Raw genomic sequence first — 16,915 nt, forward strand, 5'->3', positions numbered from 1 at the left:
CATCGCAGCAATGATTCTAATTAAATTCAGACGAAGGAGGATTAAGCATTGAATATTGCATTGATTGCCCACGACGCCAAAAAGGAACTGATGGTTCAGTTCTGCATCGCTTACTGCGGGGTACTGAGCCGACACAGTCTGTGCGCGACAGGCACCACAGGTAAGCTGGTATCGGAGGCCACGGGGCTGAGTATTCAGCGCTTTTTAAGCGGAGCGCAGGGCGGCGACCAGCAGATCGCGGCACGGATTTCGTATAATGAAGTAGATCTTCTTCTGTTTTTCCGTGATCCCCTGAATCCGAAGCCACATGAACCGAACGATATGAATCTGCTAAGCTTGTGCGACATGCACAATATCCCCGTAGCCACCAACATTGCCACCGCAGAGGTTCTTATCCACGGTCTGGAGCGTGGTGACCTCGACTGGCGCAACATCCTAAATCCGAAGTACTGATCTTGGGGTTTATCTCTATTCAGGTAGTATCCCTCGCTCTCAGCGGAGCGGGGGGTTTTGTTTTAACTCGCCCGCCTAAGGCGGGAACAGAAAATAAGGAGTGTTTTTTATGGCATTATTGGTTCAGGGACCCAAAGGCACACAGGATCTTCTGCCCGAACAGACTGCGCGCTGGCAGGTGGTAGAGCAGGTGATGCGCGAAGAGGCGTCGCTGTATGGCTATGGCGAAATCCGCACCCCTGTTTTTGAGCATACGGAGCTGTTTCAGCGCTCGGTAGGCGAAACCACCGATGTGGTTCAAAAAGAGATGTACACATTTAACGATAAAGGCGGGCGCTCCATTACTCTGCGTCCTGAAGGCACCGCGGGCGCGGTACGCGCACTGCTTGAGCATGCACTTTACAACGACGGCCTGCCGGTAAAACTCTTTTATTTTACCTCGTGCTATCGTTATGAGAAACCGCAGGCAGGCCGTCTGCGCGAGTTCCACCAATTCGGCGTGGAGGCCTTCGGCTCCGCCGACCCCATTGCCGACGCGGAAACCATTCTGCTCGGCAAGTCGATCTTCGACCGCCTCGGACTGCGCGGCTACACCATCGAGATCAACTCCATCGGCTGCCCCGAATGCCGCGCCAAATACCACAAGGCGCTGAGGGACTATTTCACGGCGTCCATCGACGAGCTGTGCGATACCTGCAAGGACCGCCTGGACCGCAACCCCATGCGCATTTTGGACTGTAAAAACCCGCCCTGCGCGGAGGTGGCAAAGGGCGCACCCATTATGCTCGATTACCTGTGCGACGACTGCCGCGAGCATTTTGACGGCGTGAAGGGCTACCTGGATGACGCCGGCGTAAAATACGAAGTAAACCCCACCATCGTGCGCGGACTGGATTACTACACCCGCACGGTATTTGAATTTGTGTCGAATGACCTCGGCTCGCAGAGCACCTTCTGCGGCGGCGGGCGCTACGACGGCCTGGTGGCCGAAATGGGCGGCAAGCCCCTGCCCGCGCTTGGCTATGCAATCGGCCTGGAGCGCGTGATGATGATTCTGCAGGCGCAGGGCATCGAGCTGCCCGTGCAGTCTCAGTGCGAGCTGTTTATCGCCGCCCTTGGCGAGGCCGCGCAGAAAAGTGCGTTCGGCCTTACCCGCCGCATGCGTGAATGCTCTGTGTTTGCGCAGTTCGATTCCTGCGCGCGCAGCTTGAAGGCACAGATGAAATACGCCGACAAAATCGGCGCGGCCTACACGCTGGTGCTGGGCGACGATGAGCTGCAGAGCGGACGCGGCAAGCTGAAGAACATGAAAACAGGCGAGCTGACCGAAATTTCTCTGAACGAGGAAACCTTTGCGTCGGAGTTCCTGGCGGCCACCACGGCGGTCGGCGCGGACTCCTCTATTTGACGGAGTCGCTCTTTTTTACTATAATAAAAGGTAGTTATTCCCAAAGCATGGAAGCCCTTCCTTTCTTTTCCCGCCCTCAGCGGGGAAAGAAAGGAAGAATTAGCCGCTTGAACGGCATATTTTATACAAGAAATTGGCAGGCACAGCCTGAGGATAGAGGAACGATACCATGGCAGAATTTATGAGCGGGTTGAAGAGAACCCATTACTGCGGCAGCTTGCGGCAGGAACAGGTCGGAACAGAGGTAGTAGTATGCGGCTGGGTGCAGCGGCAGCGCGATCTGGGTCAGCTGATCTTTGTGGATCTGCGCGACCGCACCGGGCTTTTGCAGCTGGCCTTTGGCGATACGACCGACCGGCAGATTTTTGAAAAGGCCGCCGGCGTTCGCGCGGAATATGTACTGGCAGTTCGCGGCCTGGTTCGCGAGCGTTCCGCCAAAAATGCCGAACTTCCCACCGGCGATGTGGAAATTGAGGTTCAGGAGCTGCGGATTCTCGCAAAGGCTGAAACCCCGCCCTTCGAAATTGTGGAGCATTCCAACGTTAAAGAAGAACTGCGGCTGAAATACCGCTACCTGGATCTTCGCCGCCCTGACATGCAGGACAAGATCATTCAGCGCCACAAGATTGTAAAAATTGCCCGCGATTACTTTGATGACAACGGCTTTCTTGAGATTGAAACTCCGATTCTCATCAAATCCACTCCCGAAGGCGCACGCGATTATCTGGTGCCCTCCCGCGTATTCCCGGGGAATTTCTTTGCGCTGCCGCAGTCGCCCCAGCAGTATAAGCAGCTTTTGATGCTCTCGGGCTTTGACCGGTACATGCAGGTGGCACGCTGCTTCCGCGATGAGGATCTGCGCGCAGATCGTCAGCCGGAATTCACCCAGATCGACCTTGAAATGTCCTTTATTGAGCCGGATGACGTGATGACAATCGGGGAGGGCTTTATCCGCGACGTGTACAAGCGTTTGCAGAATATCGACATCCCCACCCCGTTCCGCCGCATGACGTGGCACGAGGCGATGGATCGCTTCGGCTCCGATAAGCCAGACCTTCGCTTCGGTCTGGAGCTTGTAAACCTGAGCGATGCGCTCAAAGACACCGAATTCCGCGTGTTCGCCGGTGCTTTGTCGGCTGGCGGATCGGTGCGCGGCATTAACCTGAAGGGTAAGGCCGACGAGTTGAGCCGCAAGGAGATTGATAAGCTCACCGAAACCCTCAAGGCCTACGGCGCACAGGGTCTGGCGTGGACGCGCCTGACCTCGAACGGCGAAAGCTCCAGCTATGAAAAATTCTTGTCGGAGCAGGAGGCCGCTGCGGTTAGAACCGCGCTCGGCGCCGAAACCGGCGACGTTCTTTTGCTCGTGGCCAGCCCCAAAAACAGCGTGGTATTCGCATCTTTGGGGGCGCTGCGCTGCGAGCTGGCAAAGCGCTTTGGCCTCATCGACGACTCCAAGCCGTGCCTGCTATGGGTCACTGACTTCCCGCTGTTTGAGTACGATGAGGAAGAGAACCGCTATGTGGCGATGCACCATCCCTTCACCGCACCGCGTGAGGAAGACCTTGACAAGCTCGTTTCCGACCCCGGCAGCGTGTGTGCCAAGGCATACGACATGGTTCTTAACGGAAATGAAGTCGGCGGCGGTTCCATCCGCATCAACACCCCCGAGGTACAGCGCCAAATGTTCCAAGCACTGGGCTTTACGCCCGAGGAGGCTCAGCAGCGCTTCGGCTTCTTAATCGACGCGTTCCGTTACGGTGCCCCGCCCCACGGCGGCATGGCATTCGGGCTTGACCGTCTTGTGATGCTGATGCTTGGCTGCGACAGCATCCGCGACGTGATCGCGTTCCCGAAGGTTGCAAATTCCAGTGAGCTGATGAGCAACGCGCCGGACGTGGTAGACCCCAAGCAGCTGGTGGAGCTTGGCCTTTCGATTGTTCCGCAGGCGGAAAAAAACACCTAATTTTTGTGCCCCGCGGTTTTACGCCGGGTTGTACGAATGGGGTCTTCTGGTTGCAGTTCACCCAGTGAATCCCAAACGGCACCCAGAGTCGAAGCCCACTTTTTCATCAGCCGGCAAAGAAACCTTTTTCAACGCCGTTCTGTACCAGAGCGGCGTTTTTTTACTGAAACCAAAATTTTTTCCTTTTTTTTCTTGAACTGTGCAATAAAACGGCACGGAATTTCATTATTCTAACAGAGGGAGTTTCTATATGGTGACTGGAAACGGAAACGGGAACCATCAATCATATCAAGCCCCCACAGACCAACTCATGCGGCAGGTTGCCGCGGGGGAGGATCAGGCCTTCGCTCAGCTTTATCTGAGTACGCAGCACGCGGTTTATGCATTGCTGCTCTCACTGGTCAAAAACCCCGCAACCGCTGAGGATCTGATGCAGGATACTTATCTTAGCATCCGTCAGTCCGTGGGTACTTATATCCCTCAGGGCAAGCCGATGGCGTGGATCTTTACCATTGCCAAAAACCTTGCCTATCAGGAGCTGCGCCGCGCCAATAAACAGGGAGCCGAAAATTTCGATGATCATGAGGATGCCTCCGGCGAAGATAATATTTCGCAGGCGATCGACAACATCGTTTTAAAAAGCGCTCTGACCATTTTGGAGGAACGGGAACGCAAAATTGTGCTGCTGCACGTGGCCGCCGGGATGAAATTCGTTGAGATTGCATCCCTGACGGAAACACCGCTTGGCACGGTCTTATCTTCCTATCACCGTGCGATGCGCAAGCTCCAGAAATCCGTCCGAGAGGGGGCAGTTCAATGAACCGATCTGAGCTGAAGCAATCGCTCAAATTCGCTGTTCTGCAATCCACCCCGGACTTATTGCCTACTCTTCTGCCGGGCTACTCGGTAGAAGAAATCTCTTTGCCGTCTTCGGCGGCAGAGGAAGCCCTTTGCGGAATCAACCAAACGACTGTGCCGAGAAAAAGGCCCCAATTTCAGATTGCATGCGTCATGGCAGCCGTGTGTCTTGTGTTTTTGAGCGTCTTTTACCTGGCACAGCCGAAGGTGAATTCCATCGTCAGTATTGACGTGAATCCCAGCATAGAGCTAACTATTGATCAGAATGACCGGGTCATCCAGTCAAAGGCATCCAATGATGACGCGGCCGCAATTTTGAAGAATATGAATCTGCGGGATAAGGATCTGCAGGAGGCCACCGGCACAATCGTGAATCAGCTGCTGGAAAAAGGCTACCTGACAAAGAACAGTACAGACAATGCGATCCTAATCTCCGTAGCAAGCCGGAATGGGCAAAACCCAACACAGCTGCAGGAAAAAATGGCGGACGGTATTGAAAACGTCCTGAAAGAGAATAATGCCAGCGCTACGGTGCTGCGCCAAACGGATACTTTATCGGACGATCTTCAAAAATTCGCCAGCCAAAACAGCGTTTCTCTCGGTAAAGCGGACCTGGTCCGCAAGCTGACGGAACAGGATTCTTCTCTTGACGCGGCGGCTCTTTGTAAAATGTCGCTGAAAGATCTGAATGCGCTGATGGAAAGCAAACAGCTTGAAGTCAGCGGACTGGTGGTAGGCGAGGAAGGCGGTTCTTCCGCTTCTTCCGGCCAGCCTGGCAAAGATCCCTCTTCCTCCGGCCAGGAGAGCTCCACTCCGGAAGGCAATACGGGCGGTTCACAGACAGAAGAACCCTTTGGGTCGGGAACGACCTCCAAAAATTCTTCGTCTTCGAAGCCGCAGTCGCATGCTTCTTCCGAAAACGGCGCAACCTCCGGCGAAGAGGGAGAGAGCTCCGTATCCAGCGACGATCCGATTTACGATCCGCCGGATATTGACGACATGGAAGATCCCGACGGCGTGCCGTCTTATCCATTCGACGAAGTTTCTTCTGCCGTAGAAAGCAGCAGCCAGAGTTCTTCCAGCAAGAGCTCCAGCAGCGAAAGTTCGCAAGCTACTTCTTCGGGCAGCAGCTCTTCTTCGTCCGCAGTGGAACACAGCGCCCCGAGCTCTTCCGAAAAAGCGTCTTCCAGCCATTCTTCTTCCGCGTCCGGTGATTCCTCTCAGAAAACCGGTTCCTCTGATTAAATCGGGAGCCTCTTCGCAAATAGCTTCCTCCCGGGATATAGGCTTAAGATTCCGGTACAGCGAAAAAAAGCCCCGCCCTTTTAAAAGGGCGGGGCTTTTTTTATTCGATTTTACCATGCTGCTTTTCATATTGCTCCACGCAGTCTCGAATTAGAATTAGAATCTGGCTGTTCGCGGAACGCCCCTCATAATCTGCCACAACGTGCAGTTTGTTTAGCAGTTCTTCATCAATCCGAATAGAAAGACTTTTTATAGCCATAATTTCACCTCAAAATAAATATATAGTATGTTTATTTTATGGCTTTTTTATGCTATAATACGACATATAGATATAAAACATGTTTAAAATGTATTTATTGGAGGTCGTTTTAGATGCCGGACTACAAAGAGTTATATTTGAAAATGGCGCGCGCCTCGGAACAGGCCGTATGTACACTGATTCAGGCACAGCTAGAGTGTGAAGAGTGTTATCTCTCTTCTTGTGAAGCAAATCTTACAATGGTTCCCTTTTCTGTGGAGAAAGAAGAAGAGGATAAACTGGAAAGATAGATCGTTTGTGAGGAAACAAATTTTTTTCTGCGGGGATTCCCGTGGAAATTCTGCTGGCGCAGGCTTGCCCCTCATGCCGGGGCGGGCACTTCCTTTCTTGCGAAAAGAAAGGAAGCAAAGATTCGCCAAGGCTCCGCCTTTGGAATCCGTTTTGGGAAACGGATTCGGCGAGTGCTGCCTCCAGCCACCGGGAAGGCGCTCCATTGAAAATGCCCACTCTCCGAGCTTCATCTGAATATAAGTCTTGCTGTTCCGTCTGTCGGCGGGCATTTTCAAAGCGCTCTCATTGGCTTACAGAAACTGCTTTCTGTGAGCAGAGCGGTTCTTTTTTGTTTTTGCGGGCATCTAAGCTTTCTTACGCACAAGCTGCGCGCACAGGCTTGTTCCTGTGCGGAAAATTCCCTCCAGAGCGGGAGCTCCTCCCGGTTTCCAAAGGCAGAGCCTTTGGTCGTTGAGAGGGGATCCAAGGGGAGAGAATCGAAACTCTCCCCTTGGAAGGCCTTTGCTTCCTTTCGTCCTTTCACGAAAGGAAGTGCCCGCCCCGGCATGAGGGGCATGGCTCTGCGCCAGCAGAATTTCCATGGGAAATCCCCGCGGGAAAAACACAGATTCTCTTTCGAGAATAGGGTATGCTCGCCCGAGCCCGAGGGGCAAGCCTGCGCCAGCAAAATTTCAGCGCGGGAAGCGTAATAAAAAGAGCCCCTCTGTGGAAAGATCATCCATAACCCATCGTTGAATCGAATGTGTTTTCAACTTCTAGTTAACAATTTGTTGAAAACCTTCTTGTTCTAAAAATGGCCGTCAAGAAAAAGCGCCTTGAAACTGGTACGCTCACATGATATACTACTGCGTAGAGGGGGTGTTGAAGTGTTAGATAAAGACGATCTGCAAGCAATCGCGGAATTGTTAACGCCAATACATAATAGACTGGATTCTATGGACGGCAGGCTGGATTCTATGGACGGCAGACTGGATTCTATGGATAGCAGGTTGAATAAGCTGCAGGAAGATGTTGAAATTCTGAAAGAGGACGCAAAAGTCACTCGCGTAGCTGTCAATCAACTCCTTGATTGGGCCGATGATGCAAGCATTCAGGTAATCCCTCTTTTTAATAAAAAAGTAAAATGATATGTGAAGCCGTTGCAACATATTTACGGCAGTTCCTTATAAACGTCGACATTTTAATGTTATCATTAAATATAAAGCGCGCCCTGAAATGGCTTTGAAAGCCTGATCAGGACGCCTTTTTTGCGTTATATAGAGGGCTTTACAGCTCTCGCTTTGTTTTATTCAACTATTTGGGGCTCCTGCCCGCGCAGATCGATAATGCGCTGGTTGCTGCTGCCGCGAAAGCGCAGCGTCAGATCGCGCTGTTCGATCAGGAACTGGCCGTCAATGAGCCAGTCGGCCTGGCTCAGCAGCTCCTGCACCCCAGAATCCTGCATCTGCTGCAATTGCTCTAAAGTGTAGCCACTGTACACGGTAATATCCAGCCGGGGAAGCTCCCTGCGGATCTGCTTTGCCAGCTCCGCTAATTCGGCGGCCTGGCAGAACGGTTCGCCTCCGCTGAAGGTAACGCCTTTTAACAGCGGGTTTTCCTTCAGCTCGGCCAGAATCGCCGGAATATCTGCCGGTGCGCCGCCCGAAAACGGGTGGGTCTGCGGATTATGACAGCCGGGGCAATGGTGGGGACAGCCCTGCACAAAAATCACGTAGCGAATGCCCGCTCCATCCACAATCGACTCCGGTTCAATGCCAGACAGCATCAGCATCCTCATTGCTCCTTTTTTCATGATAAGCATAGTTCTCCCGCCGAAGGCGGAGAACTATCACGCAAGATTATTTGCCGGTACAACCGCAGCTGTGCTTGACGCGGTCGCGCTCTTCCGCACGCTTGGCGTTATTCCAGCGATCTGTGGTGCCTACCAGGTATCCGGTAATACGGCGGATGCGCTCAAACCGAACGCCTTCCTCCTCATGACGGTGGCATTTCGGGCACTCGTTGTCGATAATGCCGTTAAAGCCGCACACAGGGTCTCGGTCTACCGGATGGTTGACCGAGCCGTAGCCGATGCCCGCATCCTTCATGCAACGGATCACGGACTCGAAGGCCTCCAGATTCTTGCAGGTATCTCCGTCCATCTCCACATAACTGATATGCCCCGCGTTTGTCAGCGCGTGATAGGGGGCCTCCACCTGAATCTTCTTATAGGCCGAGATCGGGTAGTACACTGGCACGTGGAAGCTGTTCGTATAATAAGCGCGGTCGGTGATGCCGGGCAGCTTACCGAAGCGCTTCTGGTCGATCTTGACAAAGCGGCCGGAAAGCCCCTCCGCCGGGGTAGCCAGCAGGCTCCAGTTCAAACCGGTGCGTTCACATTCATCGTCCATGCGCTTGCGCATATGGCCAATAATTTCAAGACCCAGCTTCTGGGCCTCTTCGCTTTCGCCGTGGTGCTTGCCAATCAGCGCTACGAGCGTTTCTGCCAGACCGATAAAGCCGACGGAAAGAGTGCCGTGCTTTAATACTTCGGCAATGCTGTCGGTAACGTCGAGCTGATCAGAATCCATCCAGACACCCTGGCCCATCAGGAAAGGATAGTTATACACCTTTTTGCCGCACTGAATTTTAAAGCGATGCAGCAGCTGGCGCATGACCAGATCGATGCGGTCGTCGAGCAACTCATAGAATTGATCGAGGCTGCCTTCCGCCAAAATCCCGAGGCGGGGCAGGTTAATCGAGGTGAAGCTCAGGTTTCCGCGTCCGTTTACCACCTGGCGCTCCGGATCATGCACGTTGCTGATCACGCGGGTACGGCAGCCCATGTAGGCGATCTCGGTTTCGGGATGGCCGGGCTTATAGTACTGCAGATTGTACGGTGCGTCGATAAAGCTAAAGTTCGGGAACAGCCGCTTAGCCGAAACACGGCAGGACAGCTGGAACAGATCATAATTGGGGTCGCCCTCGTTGTAGTTGACGCCCTCTTTCACCTTAAAAATCTGAATGGGGAAGATGGCGGTTTCGCCCTCGCCAAGACCGCGGTCGGTTGCCATCAACATATTGCGCATCACCATACGGCCCTCGGGGGAGGTATCGGTTCCGTAGTTGATGGAAGAGAACGGCACCTGCGCGCCCGCACGGGAATTCATGGTGTTGAGGTTGTGAATCAGCGCTTCCATGGCCTGATAGGTAGCTTCGTTTGTTTCGCGCGTTGCCGTTTCACGGGCATAGTCGTGCGCCTCTGCCGCAGATACCCAGCTGATTTCCTGGAACATATGGCTTCTCTGATGCTCCGGCAGCCAGTTGCTGATGACCTCACGGTAATGGTCCATATTGCCAAGCGTGACCGGCTCCGTAATAGAATGCTTGATTTCATCCACCAGCAAAGCGGCATCCTCAAGAGAAAGCTCCTCTTTAATGTGCAGATACTGAATCAGCGCGCGAAAATACGCCTTACGGAACGTTTTGGCAACGCCCTGAGCCATCGCGTAATCAAAGTTCGGCACACTCTGGCCGCCGTGCATTTCATTCTGATTGGCCTGAATCGCGATGCACGCCAGTGCCGCATAGCTGCGGATGTCGTTCGGTTCACGCAGAAAGCCATGGCCGGTAGAAAAGCCGTCGTGGAACAGCTTGATCAAATCAATCTGGCAGCAGGTTTCCGTCAGCGCGTAAAAATCCATATCATGAATATGGATGTCACCGCTGCGGTGCGCCTCTGCAATATCAGGGGGCAATACGTATGTATTGTAAAAACACTTCGCGCCCTCAGAGCCATACTTCAGCATCGTGCCCATCGCGGTATCGGCGTCAATATTCGCGTTCTCACGCTTCAGATCCGCTTCTGCGGACGGTTTAAAGGTCAGATCCTCATAAATCTTCATCAGGTTCTGATCCATCTCACGGATTTTCGTATGCTCCGCGCGGTACAAGATGTAGGCCTTCGCCGTTTTCGCATAGCCCGCGGCGATCAGTTTTTCTTCCACCTTATCCTGAACCTGCTCCACCGTGGGGATTTCTCCGGCGGGCATGGAAGAAATCACAGAATACGTCAGGCGGCTCAGCGCATCGTCGCTGATTCTTTCATCGGCAATTTGAATATTTGCTTTAAAGATCGCGTTACGGACTTTCTCCGCGTCAAACGGCGCGGTCACTCCGTTGCGTTTGATAATGGAAGAAAAAGTTCCGGGATCAATCTCTTTTTTTGATTTTTTCGACACAGCCATTTTTCGTTCCCTCTCATCTTTCGATTTTTCACAAATCGCTATATATAGAGCTTTAAGCTCAATTCTACACCGTATGATGTGTGTTGTCAAGGGAATCTATACCAGATTCTGTGGAAAGCAAAGACTTTTTCATTGAGATATGGGGGCAGTGCTCCTCCAGGAAGACCTCGCCGTCTACCTCATAGCCCAGCGATTCATAGAAGCCGCGAGCCTGCGTCTGTGCCGCAAGGGTAACCGACTGAGCCCCAAGCACACGGGCCTGATTCTCCAGATTTTCCATTACAATACGGCCAAAGCCCTCGCCGCGGTAAGGGCGGATCACCGCAATGCGGCCAATGATATACTCTCCCTTGGTGCCGAGGAACACGCGTCCCGTTGCGACTGGGGTATTTTCGCTGTATACCACAAGGTGATGCGCAATGGGGTCTATTTCGTCAAACTCGTCCTGAAAGCCCTGTTCCTCCACAAAAACGGTGTGGCGGATCGCCTTGGCGTCCTCCAGCTTGTCCAGCCCTTGCTCCATCAGAAACCAATAGCTGTGCATCATATTCTCCTTACTCAAAGTTATTTGTCATCCATTTGGCCAATAGCTCCAGCCCCGGCAGCGCGCCTGCGCCGGCCGGGGTGATTTGGTATTCCACCCGCGGCGGAATCTCCTGAAACTGGCGGCGCTCCACGAGGCCGTCCGCGCTGAGCTCGCGCAGGCTTTGGCTGAGCATCATGTCCGTAATCCCGGCGATCCCGGCCTTGATCTCGCGGTAGCGCAGGCTCTCGCCGCCCCGCAGCACCCATAGAATGCGGGGCTTCCATTTTCCACCCAGCTTCTGGTGAAGCAGAGAAAGGGAATCCTTCGTGCCGCCGGACTCCGGCGTCTGGGGCAAATCGGGCAGCTCCGGCTCCTCCGCCGCACGGGCACGCTTCTTCTTTTTTTCTTTTTCCTTTTTCACGCGAGTTCCCTCCTTAGCCCCTCTCATCATTATCGAGTGTAGCACAGATGGCAGGCGAGTTCAAGAAAAATGTACGTCTGTTTGAGGGCCGGAAAGGGGAAACATACATGCGCCGATTCGGCCGCCGACCCAGACCCGATGCCGCCCGGCCACGCAAAACGGGAGCCGCGAAAACAGATTCGCAGCTCCCGTCATCAGGTGCTTGTTAAAATCAGTTTTCAAGCTGGTTCATCACCAAGCCAGTGATCAGCTTTGGGTAAAAATACGTGGATTTCTGCGGCATTTTCTCCCCGGCAGCGGCAACATCGCGAATCTCTTCCACGCGGGTGGGGTTCAACAGGAAGGCGCACTGAGCTTCCCCCGACTGCACCGAGGCCAGCGCCTCCGGCAGCGAGCGGTTATAGGTCAGGTTTGTCTGTTGCGCCATGTTCTCTTTATCAATACCGAGCATGCGCTCCAAAATCAGGCTGTGCAGAACGGTGACATCCAGCCCCTGCGAAGCGGCGCTCTTATCAGGCAGCAGCTGTGCCATCACGGAAAGATCGCGCAGCACCAGAAGATGCCAGCCCTCTCCGCCGTCGTAAAAGGCAAACGCCTTTTTACCCTCTGCATACTGCTCCGAAAGAACGGCTTCAATCTCCTCTTTGCTCTCCATGGCCTGCACGTTGAACCGGTCGCGGCAGCGCTCGAGCAGCGCGGCGGAATCAAAGTCCGCAAGTCCGCGGATCAGCCGGTGCGTGGGGAATACTACCAGCCCCGGGTGCTGCATGTCAACCAGCATCATCATTACGTAATCCTGTGCGGGGTTCGCGGCGCCGGCCTCTCGGCAGGCGTTCCGGTAATTGAGCGCGGTTTCATAGCGGTGGTGGCCGTCGGCAATATACAGCTTGCGGTCTGCAAAATCTTCACAGATCGCGCGGTTCACGACGGGATCATTCACGAGCCACAGGCGGTGGGTAACGGTGCCGTCGCTGAATTCATAGCGGGGCGTGTCCTTCGACAGGGCGTCGATGCGCGCGAGCGTCTGATGCTGCTCATCCATGTACAGGCAATAGATCTGGCTGAAATTGCAGTTGGTTGCCTTCATCAGCTCAAAGCGGTCGGCCTTGGCCTTGCTGAGGGTTTCCTCGTGCGGCAAAACCACACCGGCAGAAAATTCTTCCAGTCGCACCAGAGAGATCAAGCCCTTCAGGCGGTGAAGCTCCCCGTAAGCCTCAAACTCTTCCTCGTAAAGATACAGGCCGGGGTCGGTATCGCGGCGCAAAACACCCTCAGAGAGCCACTGGGAAAGCGTTTCACCCGCTTTGGCATAGGGCTCCTCGCCGCGGGGCAGCTCCAAACGGATGATGTTGTGCGGGTTTTTCTGGAGAAAGGCGAGTCGCTCCTCCTCGCTGATAATGTCATAGGGCGGGCAGGTCAGCTCAGAGATGCTGCCGGCCTGTTCGGTGCAAAAGCGCAGCGCGCGGAATGCTTTGATTTCTGCCACAGATACCACTCCTGATTTCATTTTAATAGAAAAGATCGCAATCCTGCTTTCAAAAGGGTGAAATAAGCGTTTTTGCGCTCTTCCCCCTTGGCCGGTAAGGAAAACGGTCAACAGGTTTTCACGTATATTATTTTATTGTAGGGCTTTTGCGAAACTTCGTCAAGCGAATCGAAAAAAACGAAGAATCGCGACGAATTTTCATTTTCATGGGAAAGCAGTAAATTCTTAAAACTTTGTTTACATTTTAAGGGGGCTGCATTGTTATGATAGGTTTAATGACTTTTCTGAAAAAACAGGGCCGCCGGGTGCTGTTCTGTTTTTCAGTACGGTCTGAAGGAGGGACGTTTGTTATGATAGAGGTAAAAGACCTCACAAAGCGGTATGGCTCCAAAACGGTACTGAATCACGTCAGCTTTACCGTGGAGGAAGGCACGATTCTGGGCTTTTTGGGGCCAAATGGCGCCGGAAAATCCACCACCATGAACATTATTACCGGCTACCTTTCCGCCAGCGGCGGCGAGGTGACCGTCGACGGGCAGAATATTCTCGATTACCCGAACGAGGTAAAGAAAAAAATCGGGTATCTGCCGGAGCTGCCCCCGCTGTATCTGGATATGACCGTTAAGGAATATCTGAATTTTATGTACGAGCTGAAAAAGGTTTCGCTGCCCCGCGAAAAGCACATTAAAGAAATCTGCGCGCTGGTGAAGATTGATGATGTGTACCCCCGGCTGATCGGCAATCTTTCAAAGGGCTACCGCCAAAGGGTCGGCATCGCGCAGGCGCTGCTGGGCAACCCGCCCGTGCTGATTCTGGACGAACCCACCGTCGGGCTCGACCCCAAGCAGATCATCGAGATTCGCAACCTGATCAAGAAGCTGGGCGACAGCCACACCGTCATTTTGAGCTCGCATATTCTGTCTGAGGTGCAGGCCGTATGTGAGCGCATTCTGGTCATCAACCAAGGCCGCATTGTAGCGGACGGCTCGCCCGACACGCTTTCGCACCAGATGACCGGCAACCACAAGCTGCTGGTACGCTTGGAGGGCCGCGAAAATGAGCTTGTGCAGGGCCTGAAAACCCTGCACAAGATAAAAGAGGTACAGCCGCTGGGCGAAAAGGAGCCGGGCGTGTTTGAATTTACCGTAGAGGGCGAGCCCGGGGCCGACCTGCGCCGCGATCTGTTTGCGCTGGCCTCCCGCAAGGGCTGGCCGATTCTTTCCCTGCGCACAAACGACCTCACGCTTGAGGAAGTTTTCCTGCGCCTGACGGACGGCCACGAACAATCCGAACAAAAGGAGGGGGAAATCGCATGAGAGCTATCTTCAAGCGGGAGCTAAAATCGTATTTTTCGTCTCCCATCGGCTATGTGTGTGTGGCGGTGCTTCTCGCGCTGTTTGGGTTTTACTACGCGATGGTGATGAATTCCCGCTCCACCTCTTACATTACCAGCGTTTACGGCACCATGTTCATCTGGTGTATGATGATCGTCCCGATTCTGACGATGCGCTCCATGAGTGAAGACCGCCGCAACAAGACCGACCAGGCGCTGCTCACCGCCCCGGTAGGTGTGACAGGCATCGTCATGGGCAAATTTCTGGCGTGCCTGAGCGTGTTCGGCATCGCGCTGCTGGGCAGCCTGCTGCCTGCTCTTGTGATTTCGTTTGTGTCGTCACTCAACTGGGTAACGGTACTTGGCACCGTGTTTGGCGCGCTGCTGTACGGCGCCGCCATGATTTCGATCGGCGTGTTTATCTCGAGCCTGACCCAAAGCCAGATCATCTCCGCGATCGGCACCTTTGCCGCGTCGATGTTCCTGCTGATCGTCGACCAGCTCTCCAGTTCGGTTTCGAACGCGGTAGTGGCCAAGCTGATTGGCTGGATTTCGTTTAACAGCAGATACACCCCCTTTACCACGGGGGTGTTCAATGTGTCCAGTATTGTGTTTTTCCTGAGCGTTGCTGCGGTATTTTTGTTCTTCACCGCGCGGCGTCTGGAAAGCCGCCGCTGGAACTGAAGGGAGGCTGATCGGAATGAGTGAAGAGAAAAAGACTCCGCAGGACGCGGAGGAAACCATAGAGCACAAGGACCGGACTCCCGCAGAGGAAATGCAGAGTACCGTACCGCAGGCCGAAACGGAGCCGGAGCAAACCGCGCAGGCAACAGCCGAAGAGGAGAGTACGGAAGAAGCAACCGCCGCCGGAGAAATCGGCGAGGACGAAGCAGAGCTGGAAGAACTCCTCCCAGAAGAGGCGAAACAGAAAAAAAACAAACAAAACACCTTTGGCAAGGTGCTTTCCTCACAAAAAATGCGCCGCCGCGGCATCTCCACTGTATTCACCGCTGTATTCCTCGCGGTGATCATCCTGCTCAACGTGATCGTATCCATGCTGAGTACCCGGTTCCCCTCCATCAACCTCGATCTTTCCGCGCAAAAAACCAACTCGCTCACGGAAGACTCGATCAAGGTGGTAGACGCAGTCAAGCTGCCCACAACCATTACGATTCTGGGGTCGGAGGCCGATGTGCGCGACAACGTTTTATATTCGGGCTATGGCTTTGAGTACAGCCAGGTCGCCATTTTGTCTGATAAGATTAAGGAGCGCAACTCCAACATTACGGTCAAATACGTTGACCTGGATAAAAACCCGACGTATGCCTCAGAGCTTGGCGAATCGAACCTGACCGCCGGCTGTGTCGTCGTCAGCACCGAAAAACGCCACCGCGTACTGCAAATTACCGATCTGTTCAGTCAGCAGACCGACTACACCACCGGCTCCGCCACCTCTTATTCTATGGTTGGCACCGCGCTGGCCTCGGCAATCAGCCAGGTGAACAGCGAAAAGCTCCCGGTGATCGCCTTTGCGACGGGCCACGAGGAGATCTATGACTCCACCGCCTTGCAGGGCGTGCTGAAAAACGCCAGCTTTGAAACCGTAAGCTTTAATATTCTGACCGACGCGATCCCCGCAAACGCTCAGATGGTAATGCTGGCGTCGCCGGCGACCGACTACACACCGCAGGAGCTGAAAAAGCTGGATACGTTCCTTGAGAACAACAAGCTCACCGCAGACCGTTCCCTGCTGATTACCTTCTACCCCAGCCAAGAGGCCTTGCCGAACCTTTCGGCCTTCCTCAAGGAATGGGGCATCGAGGTTCCACGTTCGATGGTCGTGGAGCGCGATCAGAGCCATATTGCTGAATCAGACGCTTCGTTCATTCTGACACAAACGAATGTGGATTCCACTGTCACCCTGAATTCCGAATCCACCCAGTACGACAACGTTGTAATGCCCCAGGCCAGCCCGGTGAATTTGCTGTTTACCTCGCGCGACGGCGTTACCACCCATTCGCTGGCGCAGTCGTATGACACAACCTATCTGGTGGATTCCAGCTCGACCCAGGATACCGTGAAAAACGCAAAGCAGCAAGCTTACACCACAGTAGCTCTGGCGCAGAAAAACCTGTCGCTGGACGGCACGATCTACAAGCAAAACGTGATCGTTGCGGGCAGCTCTCCCATGTTTGCTGATGGCGTGATCAACGCCTCGGCCTATGGTAACGGCAAATATGTGACCGACCTGATCCGCTACGCCACGGGAGAAACCGATTCCAACACTGGCATTCTCGTCACCCCGGTGCAGACGAATCAGGTGGATATTAATCTCTCGCAGTCCGCGAGTGTGATTCTCGGCTTCGGCGTGTTTACCATTCTGATCCCCCTCTGCGTTCTGGCGGCGGGCTTCGTCGTTTTCCTGAAGAGGAGGCACCTGTAA

At 53.9% G+C, this 16,915-nt stretch carries 16 protein-coding genes; 10 read left to right on the forward strand and 6 right to left on the reverse strand.

Annotated features, from left to right (window positions below):
- Positions 1-48: 48 nt before the first annotated feature.
- The 5 genes from mgsA to QOS46_RS10930 all read left to right on the forward strand — a co-directional run bounded on the left by mgsA (position 49) and on the right by QOS46_RS10930 (position 5,930).
- Complete coding sequence (mgsA, locus tag QOS46_RS10910) at positions 49-453, forward strand: methylglyoxal synthase (protein WP_020074554.1); 405 nt, start codon at positions 49-51, stop codon at positions 451-453.
- A gap of 109 nt (positions 454-562) precedes the next feature.
- Positions 563-1,861 carry a histidine--tRNA ligase gene (gene hisS / locus QOS46_RS10915; RefSeq protein WP_283609674.1) on the forward strand — a complete coding sequence of 433 codons (1,299 nt, stop codon included), beginning with the start codon at positions 563-565 and terminating at the stop codon, positions 1,859-1,861.
- Between the two features lie 169 nt (positions 1,862-2,030).
- On the forward strand, positions 2,031-3,827 hold the full coding sequence (gene aspS, locus QOS46_RS10920) for an aspartate--tRNA ligase (protein WP_283609676.1): 1,797 nt from the start codon (positions 2,031-2,033) through the stop codon (positions 3,825-3,827).
- 250 nt (positions 3,828-4,077) lie between these two features.
- Positions 4,078-4,647 carry an RNA polymerase sigma factor gene (locus QOS46_RS10925; RefSeq protein WP_283609677.1) on the forward strand — a complete coding sequence of 190 codons (570 nt, stop codon included), beginning with the start codon at positions 4,078-4,080 and terminating at the stop codon, positions 4,645-4,647.
- Positions 4,644-5,930, forward strand: a complete 1,287-nt coding sequence (locus tag QOS46_RS10930; protein ID WP_283609678.1) for an anti-sigma-I factor RsgI family protein — start codon at positions 4,644-4,646, stop codon at positions 5,928-5,930. The genes QOS46_RS10925 and QOS46_RS10930 overlap by 4 nt, the downstream gene beginning before the upstream one ends.
- Before the next feature lie 100 nt (positions 5,931-6,030).
- Here QOS46_RS10930 and QOS46_RS10935 read toward each other — a convergent pair whose 3' ends face one another.
- Complete coding sequence (locus tag QOS46_RS10935; RefSeq protein ID WP_283609679.1) at positions 6,031-6,189, reverse strand: Arc family DNA-binding protein; 159 nt, start codon at positions 6,187-6,189, stop codon at positions 6,031-6,033.
- Between the two features lie 113 nt (positions 6,190-6,302).
- Here QOS46_RS10935 and QOS46_RS10940 point away from each other — a divergent pair, with 113 nt between their 5' ends.
- Positions 6,303-6,479, forward strand: coding sequence for a hypothetical protein (locus tag QOS46_RS10940; RefSeq protein WP_283609680.1), 177 nt, complete (start codon positions 6,303-6,305; stop codon positions 6,477-6,479).
- A gap of 867 nt (positions 6,480-7,346) precedes the next feature.
- Positions 7,347-7,607 carry a hypothetical protein gene (locus QOS46_RS10945; protein WP_283609682.1) on the forward strand — a complete coding sequence of 87 codons (261 nt, stop codon included), beginning with the start codon at positions 7,347-7,349 and terminating at the stop codon, positions 7,605-7,607.
- A 158-nt stretch (positions 7,608-7,765) separates the two neighbouring features.
- On the opposite strand, the gene nrdG is transcribed toward QOS46_RS10945, so the two are convergent.
- From nrdG to QOS46_RS10970, 5 genes are all read right to left on the reverse strand, one after another.
- Positions 7,766-8,251, reverse strand: a complete 486-nt coding sequence (gene nrdG, locus QOS46_RS10950) for an anaerobic ribonucleoside-triphosphate reductase activating protein (protein WP_283609684.1) — start codon at positions 8,249-8,251, stop codon at positions 7,766-7,768.
- Between the two features lie 67 nt (positions 8,252-8,318).
- Positions 8,319-10,706: an anaerobic ribonucleoside triphosphate reductase gene (locus QOS46_RS10955; RefSeq protein ID WP_283609686.1), complete on the reverse strand. Its 2,388-nt coding sequence runs from the start codon at positions 10,704-10,706 to the stop codon at positions 8,319-8,321.
- A gap of 64 nt (positions 10,707-10,770) precedes the next feature.
- Positions 10,771-11,268, reverse strand: a complete 498-nt coding sequence (locus tag QOS46_RS10960; protein ID WP_283609688.1) for a GNAT family N-acetyltransferase — start codon at positions 11,266-11,268, stop codon at positions 10,771-10,773.
- Positions 11,261-11,653: a winged helix-turn-helix transcriptional regulator gene (locus QOS46_RS10965; protein WP_283609689.1), complete on the reverse strand. Its 393-nt coding sequence runs from the start codon at positions 11,651-11,653 to the stop codon at positions 11,261-11,263. The genes QOS46_RS10960 and QOS46_RS10965 overlap by 8 nt, the downstream gene beginning before the upstream one ends.
- 211 nt (positions 11,654-11,864) lie before the next feature.
- Entirely contained in the window at positions 11,865-13,139 is a 1,275-nt protein-coding gene (locus QOS46_RS10970; RefSeq protein ID WP_283609691.1) for a DUF1015 domain-containing protein, read from the reverse strand.
- Positions 13,140-13,489: 350 nt separating this feature from the next.
- On the opposite strand from QOS46_RS10970, the gene QOS46_RS10975 reads away from it, so the two are divergent.
- From QOS46_RS10975 to QOS46_RS10985, 3 genes are read left to right on the forward strand one after another with little or no spacing between them, the layout of a single operon-like run.
- Positions 13,490-14,455: an ABC transporter ATP-binding protein gene (locus tag QOS46_RS10975; protein ID WP_283609692.1), complete on the forward strand. Its 966-nt coding sequence runs from the start codon at positions 13,490-13,492 to the stop codon at positions 14,453-14,455.
- The gene (locus QOS46_RS10980) at positions 14,452-15,156 is read left to right on the forward strand and encodes an ABC transporter permease (protein WP_283609694.1); all 705 of its coding nucleotides are present in this window, start codon (positions 14,452-14,454) and stop codon (positions 15,154-15,156) included. The genes QOS46_RS10975 and QOS46_RS10980 overlap by 4 nt, the downstream gene beginning before the upstream one ends.
- 16 nt (positions 15,157-15,172) lie before the next feature.
- A complete protein-coding gene (locus QOS46_RS10985) occupies positions 15,173-16,915 on the forward strand; it encodes a GldG family protein (protein ID WP_283609695.1) in 1,743 nt (580 codons plus the stop codon).

It is taken from the genome of Faecalispora anaeroviscerum (genome assembly GCF_947568225.1).
Lineage (GTDB): Bacteria > Bacillota > Clostridia > Oscillospirales > Acutalibacteraceae > Faecalispora > Faecalispora anaeroviscerum.

What these genes read in the sequence shown, in the direction of transcription:
- QOS46_RS10985 (WP_283609695.1), top strand. Translation starts at nt 15,173, where the DNA reads ATGAGTGAAGAGAAAAAGACTCCGCAGGACGCGGAGGAAACCATAGAG.
- QOS46_RS10975 (WP_283609692.1), top strand. Translation starts at nt 13,490, where the DNA reads ATGATAGAGGTAAAAGACCTCACAAAGCGGTATGGCTCCAAAACGGTA.
- nrdG (WP_283609684.1), bottom strand. Translation starts at nt 8,251, where the DNA reads ATGCTGATGCTGTCTGGCATTGAACCGGAGTCGATTGTGGATGGAGCG.
- QOS46_RS10930 (WP_283609678.1), top strand. Translation starts at nt 4,644, where the DNA reads ATGAACCGATCTGAGCTGAAGCAATCGCTCAAATTCGCTGTTCTGCAA.
- QOS46_RS10935 (WP_283609679.1), bottom strand. Translation starts at nt 6,189, where the DNA reads ATGGCTATAAAAAGTCTTTCTATTCGGATTGATGAAGAACTGCTAAAC.
- QOS46_RS10940 (WP_283609680.1), top strand. Translation starts at nt 6,303, where the DNA reads ATGCCGGACTACAAAGAGTTATATTTGAAAATGGCGCGCGCCTCGGAA.
- QOS46_RS10925 (WP_283609677.1), top strand. Translation starts at nt 4,078, where the DNA reads ATGGTGACTGGAAACGGAAACGGGAACCATCAATCATATCAAGCCCCC.
- aspS (WP_283609676.1), top strand. Translation starts at nt 2,031, where the DNA reads ATGGCAGAATTTATGAGCGGGTTGAAGAGAACCCATTACTGCGGCAGC.
- hisS (WP_283609674.1), top strand. Translation starts at nt 563, where the DNA reads ATGGCATTATTGGTTCAGGGACCCAAAGGCACACAGGATCTTCTGCCC.
- QOS46_RS10980 (WP_283609694.1), top strand. Translation starts at nt 14,452, where the DNA reads ATGAGAGCTATCTTCAAGCGGGAGCTAAAATCGTATTTTTCGTCTCCC.
- QOS46_RS10955 (WP_283609686.1), bottom strand. Translation starts at nt 10,706, where the DNA reads ATGGCTGTGTCGAAAAAATCAAAAAAAGAGATTGATCCCGGAACTTTT.